The sequence below is a fragment of the Lentzea waywayandensis genome (assembly GCF_900115955.1).
Classification (GTDB): domain Bacteria; phylum Actinomycetota; class Actinomycetes; order Mycobacteriales; family Pseudonocardiaceae; genus Lentzea; species Lentzea waywayandensis.
Genome location: NZ_FOYL01000005.1, coordinates 134,237 through 148,759 on the forward strand (window position 1 = coordinate 134,237; position 14,523 = coordinate 148,759).

Annotated in this window: 16 protein-coding genes; 9 read left to right on the plus strand and 7 right to left on the minus strand. The window is 68.6% G+C overall.

Translation table 11 applies throughout. The features are described from left to right. Positions 1 to 31: 31 nt before the first annotated feature. The gene (locus tag BM417_RS20805; protein WP_093596766.1) at positions 32 to 577 is read left to right on the plus strand and encodes an HdeD family acid-resistance protein; all 546 of its coding nucleotides are present in this window, start codon (positions 32 to 34) and stop codon (positions 575 to 577) included. Here BM417_RS20805 and BM417_RS20810 read toward each other — a convergent pair. Then, positions 519 to 1,688 (minus strand): glycosyltransferase 87 family protein, encoded by a 1,170-nt coding sequence (locus BM417_RS20810; protein WP_093596769.1) that lies wholly within the window; start codon positions 1,686 to 1,688, stop codon positions 519 to 521. The genes BM417_RS20805 and BM417_RS20810 overlap by 59 nt on opposite strands. Before the next feature lie 156 nt (positions 1,689 to 1,844). Here BM417_RS20810 and BM417_RS20815 point away from each other — a divergent pair, with 156 nt between their 5' ends. The 3 genes from BM417_RS20815 (at position 1,845) to BM417_RS20825 (ending at position 3,497) form a co-directional block, all read left to right on the plus strand. After that, positions 1,845 to 2,429 carry a DNA-binding protein gene (locus tag BM417_RS20815; protein WP_093596772.1) on the plus strand — a complete coding sequence of 195 codons (585 nt, stop codon included), beginning with the start codon at positions 1,845 to 1,847 and terminating at the stop codon, positions 2,427 to 2,429. Positions 2,430 to 2,457: 28 nt separating this feature from the next. After that, complete coding sequence (locus tag BM417_RS20820) at positions 2,458 to 3,114, plus strand: RES family NAD+ phosphorylase (protein ID WP_093596775.1); 657 nt, start codon at positions 2,458 to 2,460, stop codon at positions 3,112 to 3,114. 185 nt (positions 3,115 to 3,299) lie between these two features. Beyond that, on the plus strand, positions 3,300 to 3,497 hold the full coding sequence (locus BM417_RS20825) for a hypothetical protein (RefSeq protein ID WP_093596777.1): 198 nt from the start codon (positions 3,300 to 3,302) through the stop codon (positions 3,495 to 3,497). On the opposite strand, the gene BM417_RS20830 is transcribed toward BM417_RS20825, so the two are convergent. Further along, positions 3,482 to 5,341: a S9 family peptidase gene (locus BM417_RS20830; protein ID WP_093596779.1), complete on the minus strand. Its 1,860-nt coding sequence runs from the start codon at positions 5,339 to 5,341 to the stop codon at positions 3,482 to 3,484. The genes BM417_RS20825 and BM417_RS20830 overlap by 16 nt on opposite strands. 89 nt (positions 5,342 to 5,430) lie before the next feature. Between BM417_RS20830 and BM417_RS20835 the strand changes: the two genes are divergently transcribed. After that, entirely contained in the window at positions 5,431 to 6,633 is a 1,203-nt protein-coding gene (locus BM417_RS20835; protein ID WP_093596782.1) for a metal-dependent hydrolase family protein, read from the plus strand. Here BM417_RS20835 and BM417_RS20840 read toward each other — a convergent pair. After that, complete coding sequence (locus BM417_RS20840) at positions 6,630 to 7,634, minus strand: TerC family protein (RefSeq protein ID WP_093596784.1); 1,005 nt, start codon at positions 7,632 to 7,634, stop codon at positions 6,630 to 6,632. The two genes, BM417_RS20835 and BM417_RS20840, sit on opposite strands and share 4 nt — an antisense overlap. Positions 7,635 to 8,162: 528 nt before the next feature. On the opposite strand from BM417_RS20840, the gene BM417_RS20845 reads away from it, so the two are divergent. From BM417_RS20845 to BM417_RS20855, 3 genes are read left to right on the plus strand one after another with little or no spacing between them, the layout of a single operon-like run. Beyond that, positions 8,163 to 10,838: an alpha/beta fold hydrolase gene (locus tag BM417_RS20845; RefSeq protein WP_407656163.1), complete on the plus strand. Its 2,676-nt coding sequence runs from the start codon at positions 8,163 to 8,165 to the stop codon at positions 10,836 to 10,838. Then, entirely contained in the window at positions 10,831 to 11,019 is a 189-nt protein-coding gene (locus BM417_RS20850; RefSeq protein WP_093596790.1) for a hypothetical protein, read from the plus strand. The genes BM417_RS20845 and BM417_RS20850 overlap by 8 nt, the downstream gene beginning before the upstream one ends. Beyond that, positions 11,016 to 11,942, plus strand: a complete 927-nt coding sequence (locus tag BM417_RS20855; RefSeq protein ID WP_093596793.1) for an ABC transporter permease — start codon at positions 11,016 to 11,018, stop codon at positions 11,940 to 11,942. The genes BM417_RS20850 and BM417_RS20855 overlap by 4 nt, the downstream gene beginning before the upstream one ends. Before the next feature lie 102 nt (positions 11,943 to 12,044). On the opposite strand, the gene BM417_RS20860 is transcribed toward BM417_RS20855, so the two are convergent. Further along, positions 12,045 to 12,437 (minus strand): VOC family protein, encoded by a 393-nt coding sequence (locus BM417_RS20860; protein WP_093597924.1) that lies wholly within the window; start codon positions 12,435 to 12,437, stop codon positions 12,045 to 12,047. Positions 12,438 to 12,493: 56 nt separating this feature from the next. Here BM417_RS20860 and BM417_RS20865 point away from each other — a divergent pair, with 56 nt between their 5' ends. Beyond that, a complete protein-coding gene (locus BM417_RS20865) occupies positions 12,494 to 12,874 on the plus strand; it encodes a VOC family protein (RefSeq protein WP_093596796.1) in 381 nt (126 codons plus the stop codon). On the opposite strand, the gene BM417_RS20870 is transcribed toward BM417_RS20865, so the two are convergent. The 3 genes from BM417_RS20870 to BM417_RS20880 all read right to left on the minus strand — a co-directional run bounded on the left by BM417_RS20870 (position 12,871) and on the right by BM417_RS20880 (position 14,501). After that, complete coding sequence (locus BM417_RS20870) at positions 12,871 to 13,203, minus strand: MmcQ/YjbR family DNA-binding protein (protein WP_245822047.1); 333 nt, start codon at positions 13,201 to 13,203, stop codon at positions 12,871 to 12,873. The two genes, BM417_RS20865 and BM417_RS20870, sit on opposite strands and share 4 nt — an antisense overlap. Positions 13,204 to 13,226: 23 nt before the next feature. Beyond that, complete coding sequence (locus tag BM417_RS20875; RefSeq protein WP_322788977.1) at positions 13,227 to 13,658, minus strand: MarR family winged helix-turn-helix transcriptional regulator; 432 nt, start codon at positions 13,656 to 13,658, stop codon at positions 13,227 to 13,229. A 156-nt stretch (positions 13,659 to 13,814) separates the two neighbouring features. Beyond that, positions 13,815 to 14,501, minus strand: a complete 687-nt coding sequence (locus BM417_RS20880) for a DUF6193 family natural product biosynthesis protein (RefSeq protein ID WP_093596802.1) — start codon at positions 14,499 to 14,501, stop codon at positions 13,815 to 13,817. Positions 14,502 to 14,523 lie beyond the last annotated feature (22 nt).

The following is a 14,523-nucleotide window of genomic DNA, read 5'->3' on the forward strand; positions in this document are numbered from 1 at the left end:
GACCCCAGCAACAGCCGACACGATCCTGAACATGCAACGGTGGTGGCTTTTCACGGTGCGCGGGGTGTTCGCAGTCCTGTTCGGCCTGGCCGCTCTGATCTGGCCGGGCCTCACCCTGCTGGCGCTGATCATCCTGTGGGGCGCCTACGCGCTCTTCGACGGCGCGATGATGCTGTACCTGACCCTCACCCACAAGGAGTGGCCCGCACGCTGGGCGCTCGGCCTCATCGGTGTGCTCGGCCTGGTCACGGGCTTGATCGCGTTGTTCTGGCCGGGCATCACGGCGACCGCGCTGCTGCTCCTCATCGCGGCGTGGGCGCTCGTCACCGGCGTGCTGCAGATCGTCGACGCCATCCGGCTGCGCAAGGTGATGACGAACGAGTGGTTCTACGTCGTCACCGGCGCGCTCACGGTGCTGCTGGGCATCATCCTGGTCGTGAACCCGGCCGCGGGCGCGCTGGCGTTTGTGATCACCATCGGCGTCTTCGCGATCCTGTGGGGTGTGGTGCTGGTGCTGTTCAGCCTGCGGTTGAAGCAGCTCGACGGCGGTCTCGTACAACCCGCACCGCGAGCGTGACCAGCACGGCGACCCCGACGAACACGTAGAGGTTGCCGATCACCTGCTGCCACCACGCCCAGTTCCGCTCGACGTCGTTGTCGCGCGGGAACAGCCAGTGCGGCCCGATCGCGAACACCGCCACGATCGCCCACGACGCCCAGTGACGGCGCAACGCGGGCCGTGAGAGCAGTACGAGCGCGGGCGCGATCCAGACCCAGTGGTGCCCCCACGAGACTGGCGAGATCAGCAGGCCGCCGATCGCCACGACGAAGAACGCCTCGATCTCCCCGAGTCGCGAGGCCAGCCACCACACCGTCGCCACGACGAGCAGCGCCAGCACGACCCACACGCCGACCTGGGCGCCGTTCTCCAGGCCGAAGCGGGCGAGCGTGCCGCGGATGGCCTGGTTCGACGCGTAGGTGAGGCGTCCGACGCGGCCCGGATCGAGCAGCGCGTGCGTCCAGTACTCCTTCGCGTCGCCGAACGAGATGAGGAACCCCAACACCACGAAGAAGAAGAACGACCCGATGGACACGAACACGGGCTTCCACTGCCGTCGCGCCACGAAGAACAACGCGAAGAACGCCGGCGTCAGCTTGATCGCGGCCGCGAGCCCGATCAGCGCGCCCCGCGGCCACCAGCGGGTGCGTTCCAGCAGGCAGTCGGCCATCACCAGCAGGCCCAGCAGCAGGTTGATCTGGCCGAACCACAACGTCTCGCGCAGCGGGTCGAAGATCGACGACACCGCCGCCGCGCCCAGCCCCCACTTCACCGCGTCCGGACCCCAGCCGACCACACGGCCCGCCGCGATCAGGCACAGCCCGGTGAGCATCGCGAGGTTCGCCGCCGCCACCGCGAAGATCGCGACCCCGAGCGGCACGAGCGCCAGCAGGCTGAACAGCACGGCGGCGATCGGCGGGTAGGTGAAGGGCAGGTCGGGCCCGCCGAGCGGTTTCGCGAAGCCCTCGACGTAGAGCGGGATGTCCTTGAGGAAAGCCGCGCCACCGTTGCGGTAGACGCGCAGGTCGAGCGACCACCCCGGTGGGCGGAGCATGACGTAGGTGAGTGTGGCGACCATGACGGCGGCCCACGCCACCACGACCCGCTTGGCGGTGCGGTCGAGCTGCATCCGGGAATGGTATCGATGTGCCAGATGAGGCCCACGTCACCGGTCCGGACCGGGAATTCTCACGTAGCGTCGTCGCGTGAGCGCGCAACGTCGAACGTTTCTGGTTGAGCCGTTCGTAGGGCGCACAAATGCGCACGCACGGGATATTCTGTGCGCATGAGTCCTGCCCTGGAGACGGTGCTGGCCAAGGCCGGCCTGCAGGTGAGTCCCGACGAGTTCCTGGCCCTCGTGACCGACGCGGCACGAAGGCTCGCCCCGCCACACCCGGAACCGGCCACGTACTTCACGCCGGACCAGCAGGCGGCGCTGACCGACGTCGGCCTGGACCTGTCCCCGGCGGGCCCGTCCGACGCGAAGCCGCGCACCCGCACCGTCGTGGCCCACGCGGTGCTGCGCGACTCGGCGCTGACCGTGAACGAGGCCGCGCGCCAGCTCCAGGTCGACACGAGCCGCATCCGGCACCGCCTGGGCGTCGGCAGGCTCGTGGGCTGGAAGGACAGGGGCAGCTGGCGTCTGCCCGCGTGGCAGTTCGCGGGCACCGGCGTGCTCCCGGGCCTGGAAACCGTGCTGGCGGAGATCCCGTCGGACCAACCGGCGCTCGTCGTCGCCGCGTTCATGACCACCCTCCAGGAGGACCTGCCCGTAGACGGCAAGCCCGCGACCCCGCGCGACTGGCTCCTCGCCGGAGGAGACCCTCGCCGCGTCGCCACCCTGGCCTCCATGCTCGGCACACCTGCCTGAGCGTTCCCGAACACCCGACAGGACCCGAATGTCACGGCTTCCGCAGCCGCCTGCCCCTGCCGTGCTCCAGGCACACCTGCGCCGCACCGAGGACGTGGTGGCGGTGCACCGGGCGACCCGCCTGGTGCGCGTGTTCACGGCGAAGGGCTCCCACCCCCAGCGCTGGAACACGTTCCGCTACACGGGCCCGCTCCCGCACGCCCGCTTCGACGCGCAGCAACCGGCCGACGACGGCAGCCCGGTCCAGGACCACGAGAACGGCGTCCTCTACTTCGGCCTGTCCGTGCGCACGTCGATCGCCGAGGTCTTCCAGGCGACGTCGATCGTGGACCGCCGCACCCGCTCGCCGTTCCTCGTCGTGCTGCGGCCTCGCCGCACCTTGCGACTGCTGGATCTCGGCGGGTTGTGGCCCACGCGCGTCGGGGCCTCGCAGGAGATCTCGACCGGGCCGAAGATCGTGACTCAGGCCTGGTCGCGGGCGATCCGGGCGGCTTATCCGGAGCTGGACGGGCTTTGGTACCGGTCGTCGATGGACTCCGGGGATCCCGCCATCTGCCTGTGGGATCCGCCTGGGGCTTCCGGGCTGCCGGCGGCGCCGGACGTGTTGCTGCCGCTGGACCATCCGGGTCTGGATCTGCCGTTGGCGCGCGTGTGCGAGGAACTCAACTACACACTGCTGGGGTGACCGCTTGCATGATCGCGAGTTATCCACAGGCGGGCAGTTCGCTGACCTGCGGCGATCTGCTTCGGACTAACCTGTGGACAGAGCGGGAACCAGATCGGAGGTTCGCGCGTTGCGACAGGAGGAAGCGCGCGGGGGAGCCTGGCTGAGCGGTCGACCGGCTCTGCTGTAACCGGCGAACCGATGCGGTGCTTCAACCCGGCTACGCGATCTCGGCGCACGCGGCCGATGATGAGGTGCTGTTCGGCCCGGAATTCTGCTTCGAGTGCTTCTGGGTGGGAGTGCGGGAGGCGGGGGATCGGCAACACCTCGTGGCGTTCGACGCCGACTCCCCGCCCGCCCAGGAACTCCTGGCCCGTTTCCAGGCGTTTCAGGCCTTGAGGTAGCGGCCCCACCACTCCAGCACCGCGTCGAAGCGCTGCCTGCGGTGCCGCGGCTGCCCGGTCCGGGTCAGCTCGTGCCCCTCGCCCGGGAAGATCAGCATCTCCGCCTCGACACCACGCCGCTTCAACGCCACGAACATGCGCTGCGCCTGCTCCAGCGGGCAACGCCAGTCCTGCTCGGAGTGGACGACGGCGAACGGCAGGTTGATCTTCTCGGCGTAGGTCAGCGGTGACATCGCGCGCTGTGCCTCGGGGTCGTTGCCGCAGTAGGCGTCGGCGAAGAAGTAGCCGATGTCCGACGAGCCCGAGAACGAGTCCCAGGCGTTCACGGCGCGCTCGCTCCAGGCAGCCTTGAAGCGTTCGCCGTGGTGCGCGGCGAGCCACGACGTCATGAAGCCGCCGTAGGAGCCGCCCATCACGCCGACGCGTTCGGCATCGGTGTCGTCACGAGCAAGGGCAACGTCCAAAAGGGACAGGACGTCGTCCACGTCGACGGAGCCGAACTTGCCGATCACCGCCTGGCCGTGGGCCTGGCCGTAGCCCGCGGAACCGCGCGGGTTCGGCAGCACGACGGCGTAGCCGGCGGTGGCGTAGACCTGGGCCTCGTCGAAGAAACCCCAGCTGTGGTACATGAACGGACCGCCGTGCACCGCCATGACGACCGGGTGCGGACCGTCGCCCTCGGGCAGCACGAGCCAGCCGTGCACCGGGTAGCCGTCCGAGGCCGAGCCTTCCAGTTCGACGACTCGCCGCGCCGGAACGGACGAGAACGCCGTACGCACACCGGTTCCGACGAACTCGACCTGACCCGGGCTGTCCGAAGTGGACACGACGGCGACCACGGTGGACCCGTCCGTCGCGAACGACCGGACAGCGGCCGACGAACCCGCCAGCACCTCGCCGGGCCCGCCGTCGAACGGGATCCGCCGCAGCTCCAACGCGCCGCGGTTGCGCACGACGAGCAGAACACCGGCGGAGTCGGCCACGGGCTGGCCGGAAAGTCGTTCCACGTCAACGGTTTCGACATCGGTGAGCCGGACGGCGGAGGAACCGTCGAGCGCCGCCTTCCAAAGACCGTGGTTGCGCGCGACGGCCTCGATGCCGGAGAACTCGGTGCCCAGCCAGAACAACGACCCGTCGGCCACGAACGGCATCGAGGCCTCGCCGGCAGCGCGCACCAGCAACGACGCCGAGCCGCCGGCGGCGGGAACGGTGTACAGGTCGGAGTGCAGGGTCTCGGAGACACCGAGGTCGCGCGGCGCCACGAACACCAGCGTCGAGTCGTCGAGCCACGCCGGGTCGGAGACGTCGAAGGAACCGTCGGTGACCTCGGAAACCGTGCCGTCGAGGGAGACCACGTGCAGGCGGGGGCGGCGGTCGGCGAGGAAGCCGACGTCGTCCACGCGGTAGTCCAGGCGCGTGATGCGGCGCGGCGCCTCGGCCTCGGGGCCGTCGTCGGTCGTGCCGTAGCGGCCTTCTTCCGGCACGCGGGCGACGAAGACGAGCCGCGACGAGTCCGGCGACCACACCGGGGCGCCGGCGCCCAGCGGCAGATCGGTCAGCTTGCGAGGCTCACCGCCGTCCACCGGAACGACGTAGAGCTGCGGCTTCGACTTTCCACTGACGCGCAGGAACGCGACCAGCCGGCCGTCGGGAGAAATGCGCTGCGCATTGTCACGATCACCGTGCGTCCACGGTGTTGTCGTGCCGTCCGGGAACACCCGGTGCAGACCGCCCCGGTAGGTGTTCTTGTCGAGGTCGGGCGTGGTGATGCTGACCAGCACCAGGTCTCCGGACACGGCGACGGTGCCGGGCGTGGTGAGCAGCTGCAGGTCTTCAGGGCGCACGGCCAGGACGTTAACAGAACTTGTTAGCAAGGCTCAGAGTTATTTGTTGACCGATCACAAAAATTGACTCAGCGCATAGATTCCCGCGTATGACGCGCATCGTGTTCTCTGGGGGCCGGGTCTTCACCGGCCGGACGACCGAGCCCGGCGACGTGGTCGTCGAGGGCGACCGCATCGTGGACGTGGGCATCGGACTCGATGGTGACACCAAGGTGGACGCGACCGGCCACACGATCCTGCCGGGCCTGTTCGACTGCCACGTGCACTTCATGTTCAGCGGCGCCGACCTCGTGCGGTCGCTGAACACGCCGTTCTCGCTGCCGTTCTACGAGGCGATCGGGAACATGAAGGCGACGCTTCAGTGCGGCATCACGACGGTCCGCGACGCGCTCGGCGCCGACCTCGGTGTCGCGGAGGCGGTCCGGCGCGGCCTGATCCAGGGGCCGCGCATGCAGATCGCGGTCAACATGGTCTCGCAGACCGGCGGCCACAACGACGACTGGATGCAGTGCGGCGCGCACATCTCGCCGCCGCTGCACCCCGGCCTGCCGGACACCGTCGCCGACGGCCCGGAGGAGCTGCGCAAGGTCATCCGCACGCTGGTCCGCCACGGCGCCGACATCATCAAGATCGCGTCCAGCGGCGGCGTGATGTCCCCGCGCAGCAACCCTCGCCACGCGCACTTCCGCGACGAGGAGATCGCGATGATCGTGCAGGAGGCCAACGCCGCGGGCATAGCGGTCATGTCGCACGCGATGAGCGGCGACGGCATCCTCACCGCCGTGCGCAACGGCGTCCGGTCCATCGAGCACGGCGTGTTCCTCACCGACGAGGGCGTCGAAGAGATGATCAAGAACGGCACGTGGCTCGTCCCGACACTGATGGCCCCACGCATGGTCCTCGATCAGGCCGCGGCCGGCATGGCGATCTCGGACGTCATTCTGGACAAGGCCAATGCCGTTGTCACGCAACACTTCCAGGCGTTCCAGAAGGCATACCAGGCAGGCGTGAAGATCGCGATGGGCACCGACTCCGGCGTCGGCCCGCACGGCGACAACCTGAACGAGCTCACGCTGATGGTCGAGTACGGCATGTCCCCGGCGGAAGCGCTCTACGCGACCACCACGTCCGCCGCCGCCCTGATGCGCCTCGGAAACGAACTCGGCGAGCTCGCCCCAGGCAAGCTCGCCGATCTCGTTCTCGTGGAGGGTGACGCCGAGCAGCACGTGAAGGCCGGAACGCTGAAGCAGGCCGTCCGCGCCGTCTACCAGAACGGCGTCTCCGTCAGTTAGTGGTTCGCGTCGGCGCCCACGTGCTTCGCGGCCTCCGGGTCGCGCCGCACCTTGAGGAGGCTGGCGATCGTCGTGATCGCCAGCACGCCGATGATCACCGACAGCGAGACCTCGATGCCGATCGTCGGCACGTGGAACGGCTCGCCGCCGTTGAGGAACGGCAGGGTGTTGGTGTGCAGGGCTTCCAGGATCAGCTTGACGCCGATGAAGCCGAGGATCACCGACAGGCCGATCGACAGGTAGACGAGCTTCGCGAGCAGGCCGCCGAGCAGGAAGTACAGCTGGCGCAGGCCCATCAGCGCGAACGCGTTGGCCGTGAACACCAGGAACGGCTCCTTGGTGAGGCCGAAGATCGCGGGGATCGAGTCGAGCGCGAACAGCAGGTCGGTGGAACCGATCGCGACCATCACGATGAACATCGGGGTCACGTAGCGCTTGCCGTCGATCTTGATGAACGAGTTCGAGCCGTGGAAGTCGTCGGTCACCGGGAAAACCTTGCGCACCATGCGCAGCATCAGGTTCTCCTTGTACTCCTCTTCCTCGTCGTGGTTCTCCCGCGCCAGCTGCCAGCCGGTGTAGATGAGGAACGCGCCGAAGATGAAGAAGACCCAGCTGAACTGGCTGATGAGCGCCGCGCCGGCCGCGATGAAGATGCCGCGCATGACGAGCGCGAGCAGGATGCCGATCAGCAGCACCTTGTGCTGGTGGATCGCGGGCACCTTGAACGTCGTCATGATGATCAAGAAGATGAAGAGGTTGTCGACGCTCAGGGAGTACTCGGTGATGTACCCGGCGAAGAACTCCGTGGCGTACTGACCACCGGAGAAGTACCAGATCCCGAGGCCGAAGAGCGCGGCCATCGCTACGTAGAAGACCACCCAGCGGGCTGCTTCACCGATCGTCACCTCATGGGGTTTCCGATCGACGATCACCAGGTCCACGGCGAGCAGAACGAGCAGACCACCGATCGTCGCGAGCCACATCCATGCGGGGACGTTCACAACCCAACCTCCGGGATTCTCAGCGCATGCCAGATAAACCCGGAGGTCTCCTCCGCCGCCGAGATGATCTCTCGAACGACCGACGGCACCGGGAGCTCCACGCCGAGCTCCGTATTGACGACACCGCCGCTTAGGGAGTACTCCCCTCCATGCTGCGTCAATATTGTGCTCCACGAAGTGCGGTTAGCGCCACACAGGGTGAGCAGACCCACGTAACCAGGTGCAACGGGAATACGGTGCGTGTCGTTCGGGTCGGAACCGCCGCTACCTGAAGCCCCGCTGAAGATCCACTCATGCTGAGACCGCGACGGGATCCTGACAGGCGGTTCTCAGCAAAACTCGCATATCGTCATCCACGTGTCCCGCCTATCCCGCCTTCGCGGCAGGTGGACGATCCCCGCATTGATCGTGGTCCTCGCCCTCGTCGCAGGTGGCGTGTACTTCACTCGATCCGGAGACGACCCCGTAGCCGTTTCCTTCAAAGAAGCGAACATCGACGCACCTGAGAGCCCTGACAGCGCTCCGACGGTGACGATCGAGACGCGCCTCTACCTCCCCCAGCAGACGCCCGCGCCCGCGATCATGCTCGCGCACGGCTTCGGCGGCAGTCTGCGCAGCGTGCACGCGCAGGCCGAGGAGTTCGCACGACGCGGTTTCGTCGTGCTGACGTGGTCCGCCCGCGGTTTCGGCCGCAGCACGGGCCAGATCGCGCTGAACTCCCTCGACCGCGAGGTCCGCGACGCGCAGAAGCTCCTCGACTTCCTCGGCACACGTGACGAGGTGGAGAAGGACAGCGGCGGCGACCCCCGCGTGGGCGTGACAGGCGCGTCGTACGGCGGTGCGTTGTCACTGCTGCTCGCGGGCGTCGACAAGCGCGTCGACACCATCGTCCCCGTCATCACCTACAACGACCTCGCTCAGTCGCTGCTGCCGAACTCGGCGCTGGCGACACCGCGTGCGGACACCACCCCGTCCGCCACCGCGTTCGGCGAGGACGGCGTATTCAAGCGTTCGTGGGCGGGCATCTTCTTCTCCGCGGGCATGACGTCGATCGACCTCTCGTCCCCCACGGGTGACGCGCCCGAGCAGGGCCAGCGGGAGTCGTCGAACCAGCAGGCCACCGTGCCGCAGCAGCAGCCTGGCGGGAACTCGGGTGCGCAGGGCCAGCAGCCGCCGACGCCGTCGCTCGGCGCGTGCGGTCGCTTCACGCCCGAGGTCTGCACCGCCTACACCGAGGTCGCCACGACGGGCAGCGCTTCGCAGCAGACGCTCGAACTGCTGCGCAAGTCGTCCCCGGTCGCCGTGACCGACCAGATCAAGCAGCCGACGATGCTGGTGCAGGGCGAGCAGGACACCCTGTTCGGCCTCGACCAGTCCGACGCCACCGCGCGCCAGATCGCCGCGGCCGGCGGCAAGGTGAAGATGGTCTGGTACGCGGGCGGCCACGACGGCGGCAACCCCGGTACCGCGCTGCGCGGCGAGATCGCCGACTGGATGGACTTCCACCTGCGCCGCAAGGGAACCGACCCCGGCGCGGGCTTCGAGTACACGGTGCAGGGCGCGTTCCGCTCGTCCGGCCAGCCGTCGCTGCGCACGGTCGTCGCGCCGTCGTACCCCGGTCTCGCCCAGGGCTCCTCCACCGAGCGCAAGACGCTGAAGCTCAGCGGACGCGAGCAGGTCGTGGTGAACCCGGCGGGCGGCAACCCGGCGTCAATCAGCAACCTGCCGGGCCTGGGTTCGGCGTTGTCGCGGTCGTCGGCGATCTCGTCGCGGCTGTCGCTCGACATGCCGGGCCAGGCCGCGGTGTTCACCTCGGACGCCCTGGACTCGCAGGTGCTGCTGACCGGGTCGTCCACGGTGAAGCTGCGCGTCGCGCGTGGTGACCAGACCTCCGGTGAGGCGATCCTGTTCGCCAAGCTCTACGACGTCGCCGCGGACGGCACCCGCACGCTGCCCGGCTCGATCGTCGCGCCGTTCCGCGTGGCGCTGCCCACGGACGGCTCGGCCGCCGAGGTGACCGTGACGCTGCCCGGCACCGTCCGTCCGATCGAGAGCGAGCACAAGCTGGCTCTCGTGGTGTCCACGACGGACCAGGCGTTCGCGAACGCCGAGCAGCCCGCCGCGTACCGGATCTCGCTGGCCTCCGACGAGATCTCGGTGCCCGTGGTGCCCGGCCGCAACGTCTCCGAGGGCTTCCCCGTGGAAGCCTTGTGGGGCATCGTGATCGCGCTGCTGGTGCTGATCGGCTCCGGCATCATCGCGATGTTCCGCCGGCGCATGGCGCAGGACTCGGACCCCGACCTCGCCGACGTGCCACTGGTCATCTCGGACCTCACCAAGGCCTACCCCGGCGGCGTGACCGCGGTGAAGGACCTGTCGTTCCGCGTGGAGCACGGCATGGTGCTCGGTCTGCTCGGCCCCAACGGCGCCGGCAAGACCACGACGCTGCGCATGGTGATGGGCCTGATCCACCCGACCGAGGGCCACATCCGGGTCTTCGGTCACAAGGTCACGCCGGGCGCTCCGGTGCTGTCGCGCATCGGGTCGTTCGTCGAGGGCTCCGGCTTCCTGCCGCACCTCTCCGGCGCCGCGAACCTGCACCTGTACTGGGCGGCGACGGGCCGGCCGGTGGACGAGGCGCACTTCGACGAGGCGCTGGAGATCGCGGGCCTCGGCAAGGCGGTGCACCGCCGCGTGCGCACGTACAGCCAGGGCATGCGCCAGCGGCTGGCGATCGCCCAGGCGATGCTCGGCCTCCCGGACCTGCTGATCCTGGACGAGCCGGCCAACGGGCTCGACCCGCCCCAGATCCACCAGATGCGCGAGGTCCTGCGCCGCTACGCCGCGGCGGGCCGCACGGTCGTCGTCTCGTCGCACCTGCTGGCCGAGGTGGAACAGACCTGTTCGCACGTGGTCGTGATGCACAAGGGTCAGCTCGTCGCCGCCGGCGAGGTGGCCGACATCGCGGCGGGAGGCGGCGAGGCGACGTTCCGCGTCGACTCCCCCTCAAAGGCAGCCGATGTCCTGCGGAGCCTCGAAGGCGTGCACGACGTGCACGAGGACGAGGACGCCGTGCACGCGTCGATGAACGGCGTCCCGCGCTCCGTCGCACTGACCGCTCTCGTGGCGGCCGGTGTGGCAGTGGACCAGGCGGGCCCGCGACGCAGGCTGGAAGACGCGTTCTTGGAGCTGGTCGGTGAATGACTTCCTGATGGCAGCGGCGTCCGCCACGGCGGACGCCCCGAACCCCGCGGCGATCGAGGTGCTGGCCGACGCCGGCCTCGACGTGACGGACGAGATCGCGGCGACGCCCGCGTTCGCGCCTGTGCGGACCGCGAACCCCAACCGCACGAAGGCACCGATCCGGCAGGAGGTGGACCAGTGAACGACAACGGCGTCCACACCGACCCCGGCGCGCTCAACGACCTCACCGACGCAGCCGCCCAGCAGCACACCAAGGTGGCACCGGACGGCTCGTCGGTCGGTTACAAGGCGCGCCGCACGCTCCGCATCCACGTGGAGCTGCAACGGCAGATCCGTCGCCGGCGGACCCAGCTCGTGCTGGGTTTCCTGGTGCTGCTGCCGTTCATCCTCGCGCTGAGCTTCGAGATCGGTCAGTCCGACCCGAACCGCCGCTCCGGCGGCTTCGTGGACCTGGCGACCGCCAGCGGCATCAACTTCGTGGTGCTCACGCTGTTCGTGAGCGGCAGCTTCCTGCTGCCGATGATCGTGGCGCTGTTCTTCGGCGACACGATCGCGTCCGAGGCGTCGTGGTCGAGCCTCAAGTACCTGCTCGCCGCACCGATCCCGAGGCACCGCCTGCTGCGGCAGAAGGCCGTCAGCAGCGGCATCCTCAGCGTCTTCGCCCTCGCCCTGCTCCCCGCGGTGGCGTTGGGCGTCGGCGTGGCCTGGTACGGCGCGGGCGAGGTCGTGAGCCCGACCGGCGAGGCCGCCCCGTTCGGCGACGGCGTGCTCGGGATGGCGCTCGCGGTCGTCTACATCGCGATCAACCTGTTCTGGGTCGCGGGCCTCGCGATGTTCCTGTCCGTGTCCACCGACGCACCGCTCGGTGCGGTCGGCGGCACGGTTCTCGTCTCGATCCTGTCGCAGATCCTCGACCAGATCGAGCCGCTCGGGGACCTGCGCAACTACCTGCCGACGCACTACGCGATGGCGTGGGCCGACCTGCTCTCGACCGACATCGACTGGTCGGAGATGACCCGCGGAGCGTTCTCCGCGCTCGTCTACGGCGGCATCTTCACGCTGCTCGCGGCACGTCAGTTCAAGACGAAGGACATCACGAGCTAAGTGGTGTGGCTCGGAACGTTGCCGGGGGAATTCGCGGTCAGACGGGTGCACGTAGTGCCCTGCTGAGCGTGGATCACCTCGCCAACGTTCTGAGTCGCGCCACTAACTCACGCAGAACTCGTTGCCCTCCGGGTCGAGCATGACGACCCAGTGGCCCGTCTGGTCGTCGTGCTCGCGCACCCGCGTGGCACCCAGCGACACCAGGCGGTCCACTGCGTCGAGACCCGGACGAATGTCGAGGTGGACGCGGTTCTTCGCGGTCTTGCCCTCGGGCACGCGCTGGAAGAGGAACCGCGGCCCCTTGCCGTCAGGGTCGATGATCGCCGCGTAGTCGTCCGCGGAGTCGAACGGGATGTTGTTCTTGACGGCGAACTCCTCCCACGTCGCGAACCCGGGAGGCGGCGGCTGCTGGACGTAGCCGATCGCCTGCGCCCAGAAGTCAGCCAGCTTGGGCGGGTCGTTGGCGTCGAACGAGATCTGGATTTCGGTAGCCATGCGGCCACCGTAGAAGCCAATGCGGACAACCACTGTCCGGAGTAGCGTGCCCTCTCATGTCACGTCCTGTGCACTTCGAGATCCACGCCGCAGATCCCGAGCGAGCGCGGAACTTCTACACCTCCGTCTTCGGCTGGAAGATCGAACAGTGGGGCGACATCCCCTACTGGACCATCACGACCGGAGACGACGACCAGCCCGGTGTGAACGGCGGTCTGCTCCCGCGCCGGGGCCCCGACCCCGACCCGGACGCGCCGATCCACGGTTACGTCATGACGATCAGCGTGATCGACATCGACGTCGCCATCGCCGCCATCGAGGTCAACGGCGGCACGGTCGCACTGCCCAAGGACAAGATGCCCGGCGTCGGCCTGCTCGCGTACTACAAGGACACCGAGAACAACATCTTCGGCATCCTCCAGCCGGAAGACCGCTAGGCAGGGCGCTTCCGCTTGGGCAACCGCGCGACGACGGCCTCGTAGGAGCCGTCGACCAGTTCCAGCAGGTCGTCGTCGGGCACGGATCCCTTGAGCGCGATGGTGTTCCACCCGTACCGCCCGACGTACCCGCTCACCGTGACGTCACCGGGAAATCGCTCTCGCCACACCGCGGCGGCCTCGGCGTCGGCACCGCACTTCAACCCGACCGTGTGCACGTCAAGCCCGATGAAGGCGAACGCCTTTCCACCGACCTTGCACACCAACTCTGCCTCGCCCCACGGATACGTCTCCTCCGCGCCAGGCTTCCCTGCGCAGTAAACGATCAATTCATCCAGTGTCACAACAGGAATTATCGCCCGCCGAACACCCCGACGAAACGAGTGAGCAACCGAGCGAACACGACCCGCTCCTCGTCACTCCAGTCCGCCATGGCGGCGGCACAAGCACTCTGCCGAGCCCGGTGCAGCTCAGCGGACGTGGCGCGCCCCCGAGGCGTGCGCACGAGCAGCACCCGCCGGCCGTCGGCCTTGTCCGCGATCCTCGACACCAGCCCGGCGTCGACCGCACTGGTGACGAGCTTGCTGGCCCGAGGTTGATCAACGTGCAAAGCCAAGGCAACACTGGAAACCGTGGCCTGAGCCCCGGTCCGTTCCGCCGTTTCCACAACGTCGAGCACGTCAAAGGCCGGAACAGCCAACTCGGCCAGCGCCCTACGTGACTGACTGCGCCGCACAGCGATCAGCGCCTGCTCCACCGCGGCGAGGTGGGAGTCCACATCCACCCCGAGATCATGGCCGCCCGGCGCCCCGACGAAAGCTGTCAGCGAACATCTCACCCCAGAGGGCGATTTACGCACGCCGCGCGAATCGTTATACGCGAGCAGGATTACCCGCCGCAGTCGCCGATCTAACCGTGCGCAACGTCCATAGTGGACGAACTAGCCGCCCGGGCCAAGCTCCTCGGGCGACGGCACGCCGAGGCGGTCCATCTCGGCCAGGCACACCCGGACCGCCTCGTCTGCGGCGTAGGTGACCTCGGGTTCCACCCGCCGATCCTCGACGACCGTGACCCGTCCGTCTCCCACCGGCCGCACCCACGGGCCGGGCACCCAGTACTCGTCCGCGGTCGGCCGGAACGACATCCACCACAGCGACTTGAACGGGTACATCCGCCGCAGCCGCGGTTCCCGCATCGCCGCCTCGACGAACTCGCCCCAGCCGTCTTTCTTGTTCGCGCGGTACTGCTGCCAGCCGAGCTCGGTTCGGTCGCCGCTCTCGTACGCGTCGGCGACGTCGACGAAATCGGCGAACGGCCAGGCAGCCGCCAACTCCCGCGCGGTGACACCGCCGAGCCAGGCCGCTGCGGATCCGGTGACCTCGGCCAGCTCGGTCGTGGTCACCCGGCTCAGGTGCATCTCGCGCAGTTTGTGCCGCACGTAGAACAGGAGCTCGCCGCCGACCGGTGTGACGTGCACGGCGCGATCACCTTTGCTCGCCATGACCACGAAGCCACCGAAGGCGCGCGGCGCGTCACGCAGGTCGATGTCACAGCCGGGACAGGCGGCCTGAAGCACGGCCGTGAGGCCGCCCGCGTCGACCACGTCCCGGTACAGCGATTCCCCCATGCCTCCCGAAGGTACCTGCGAA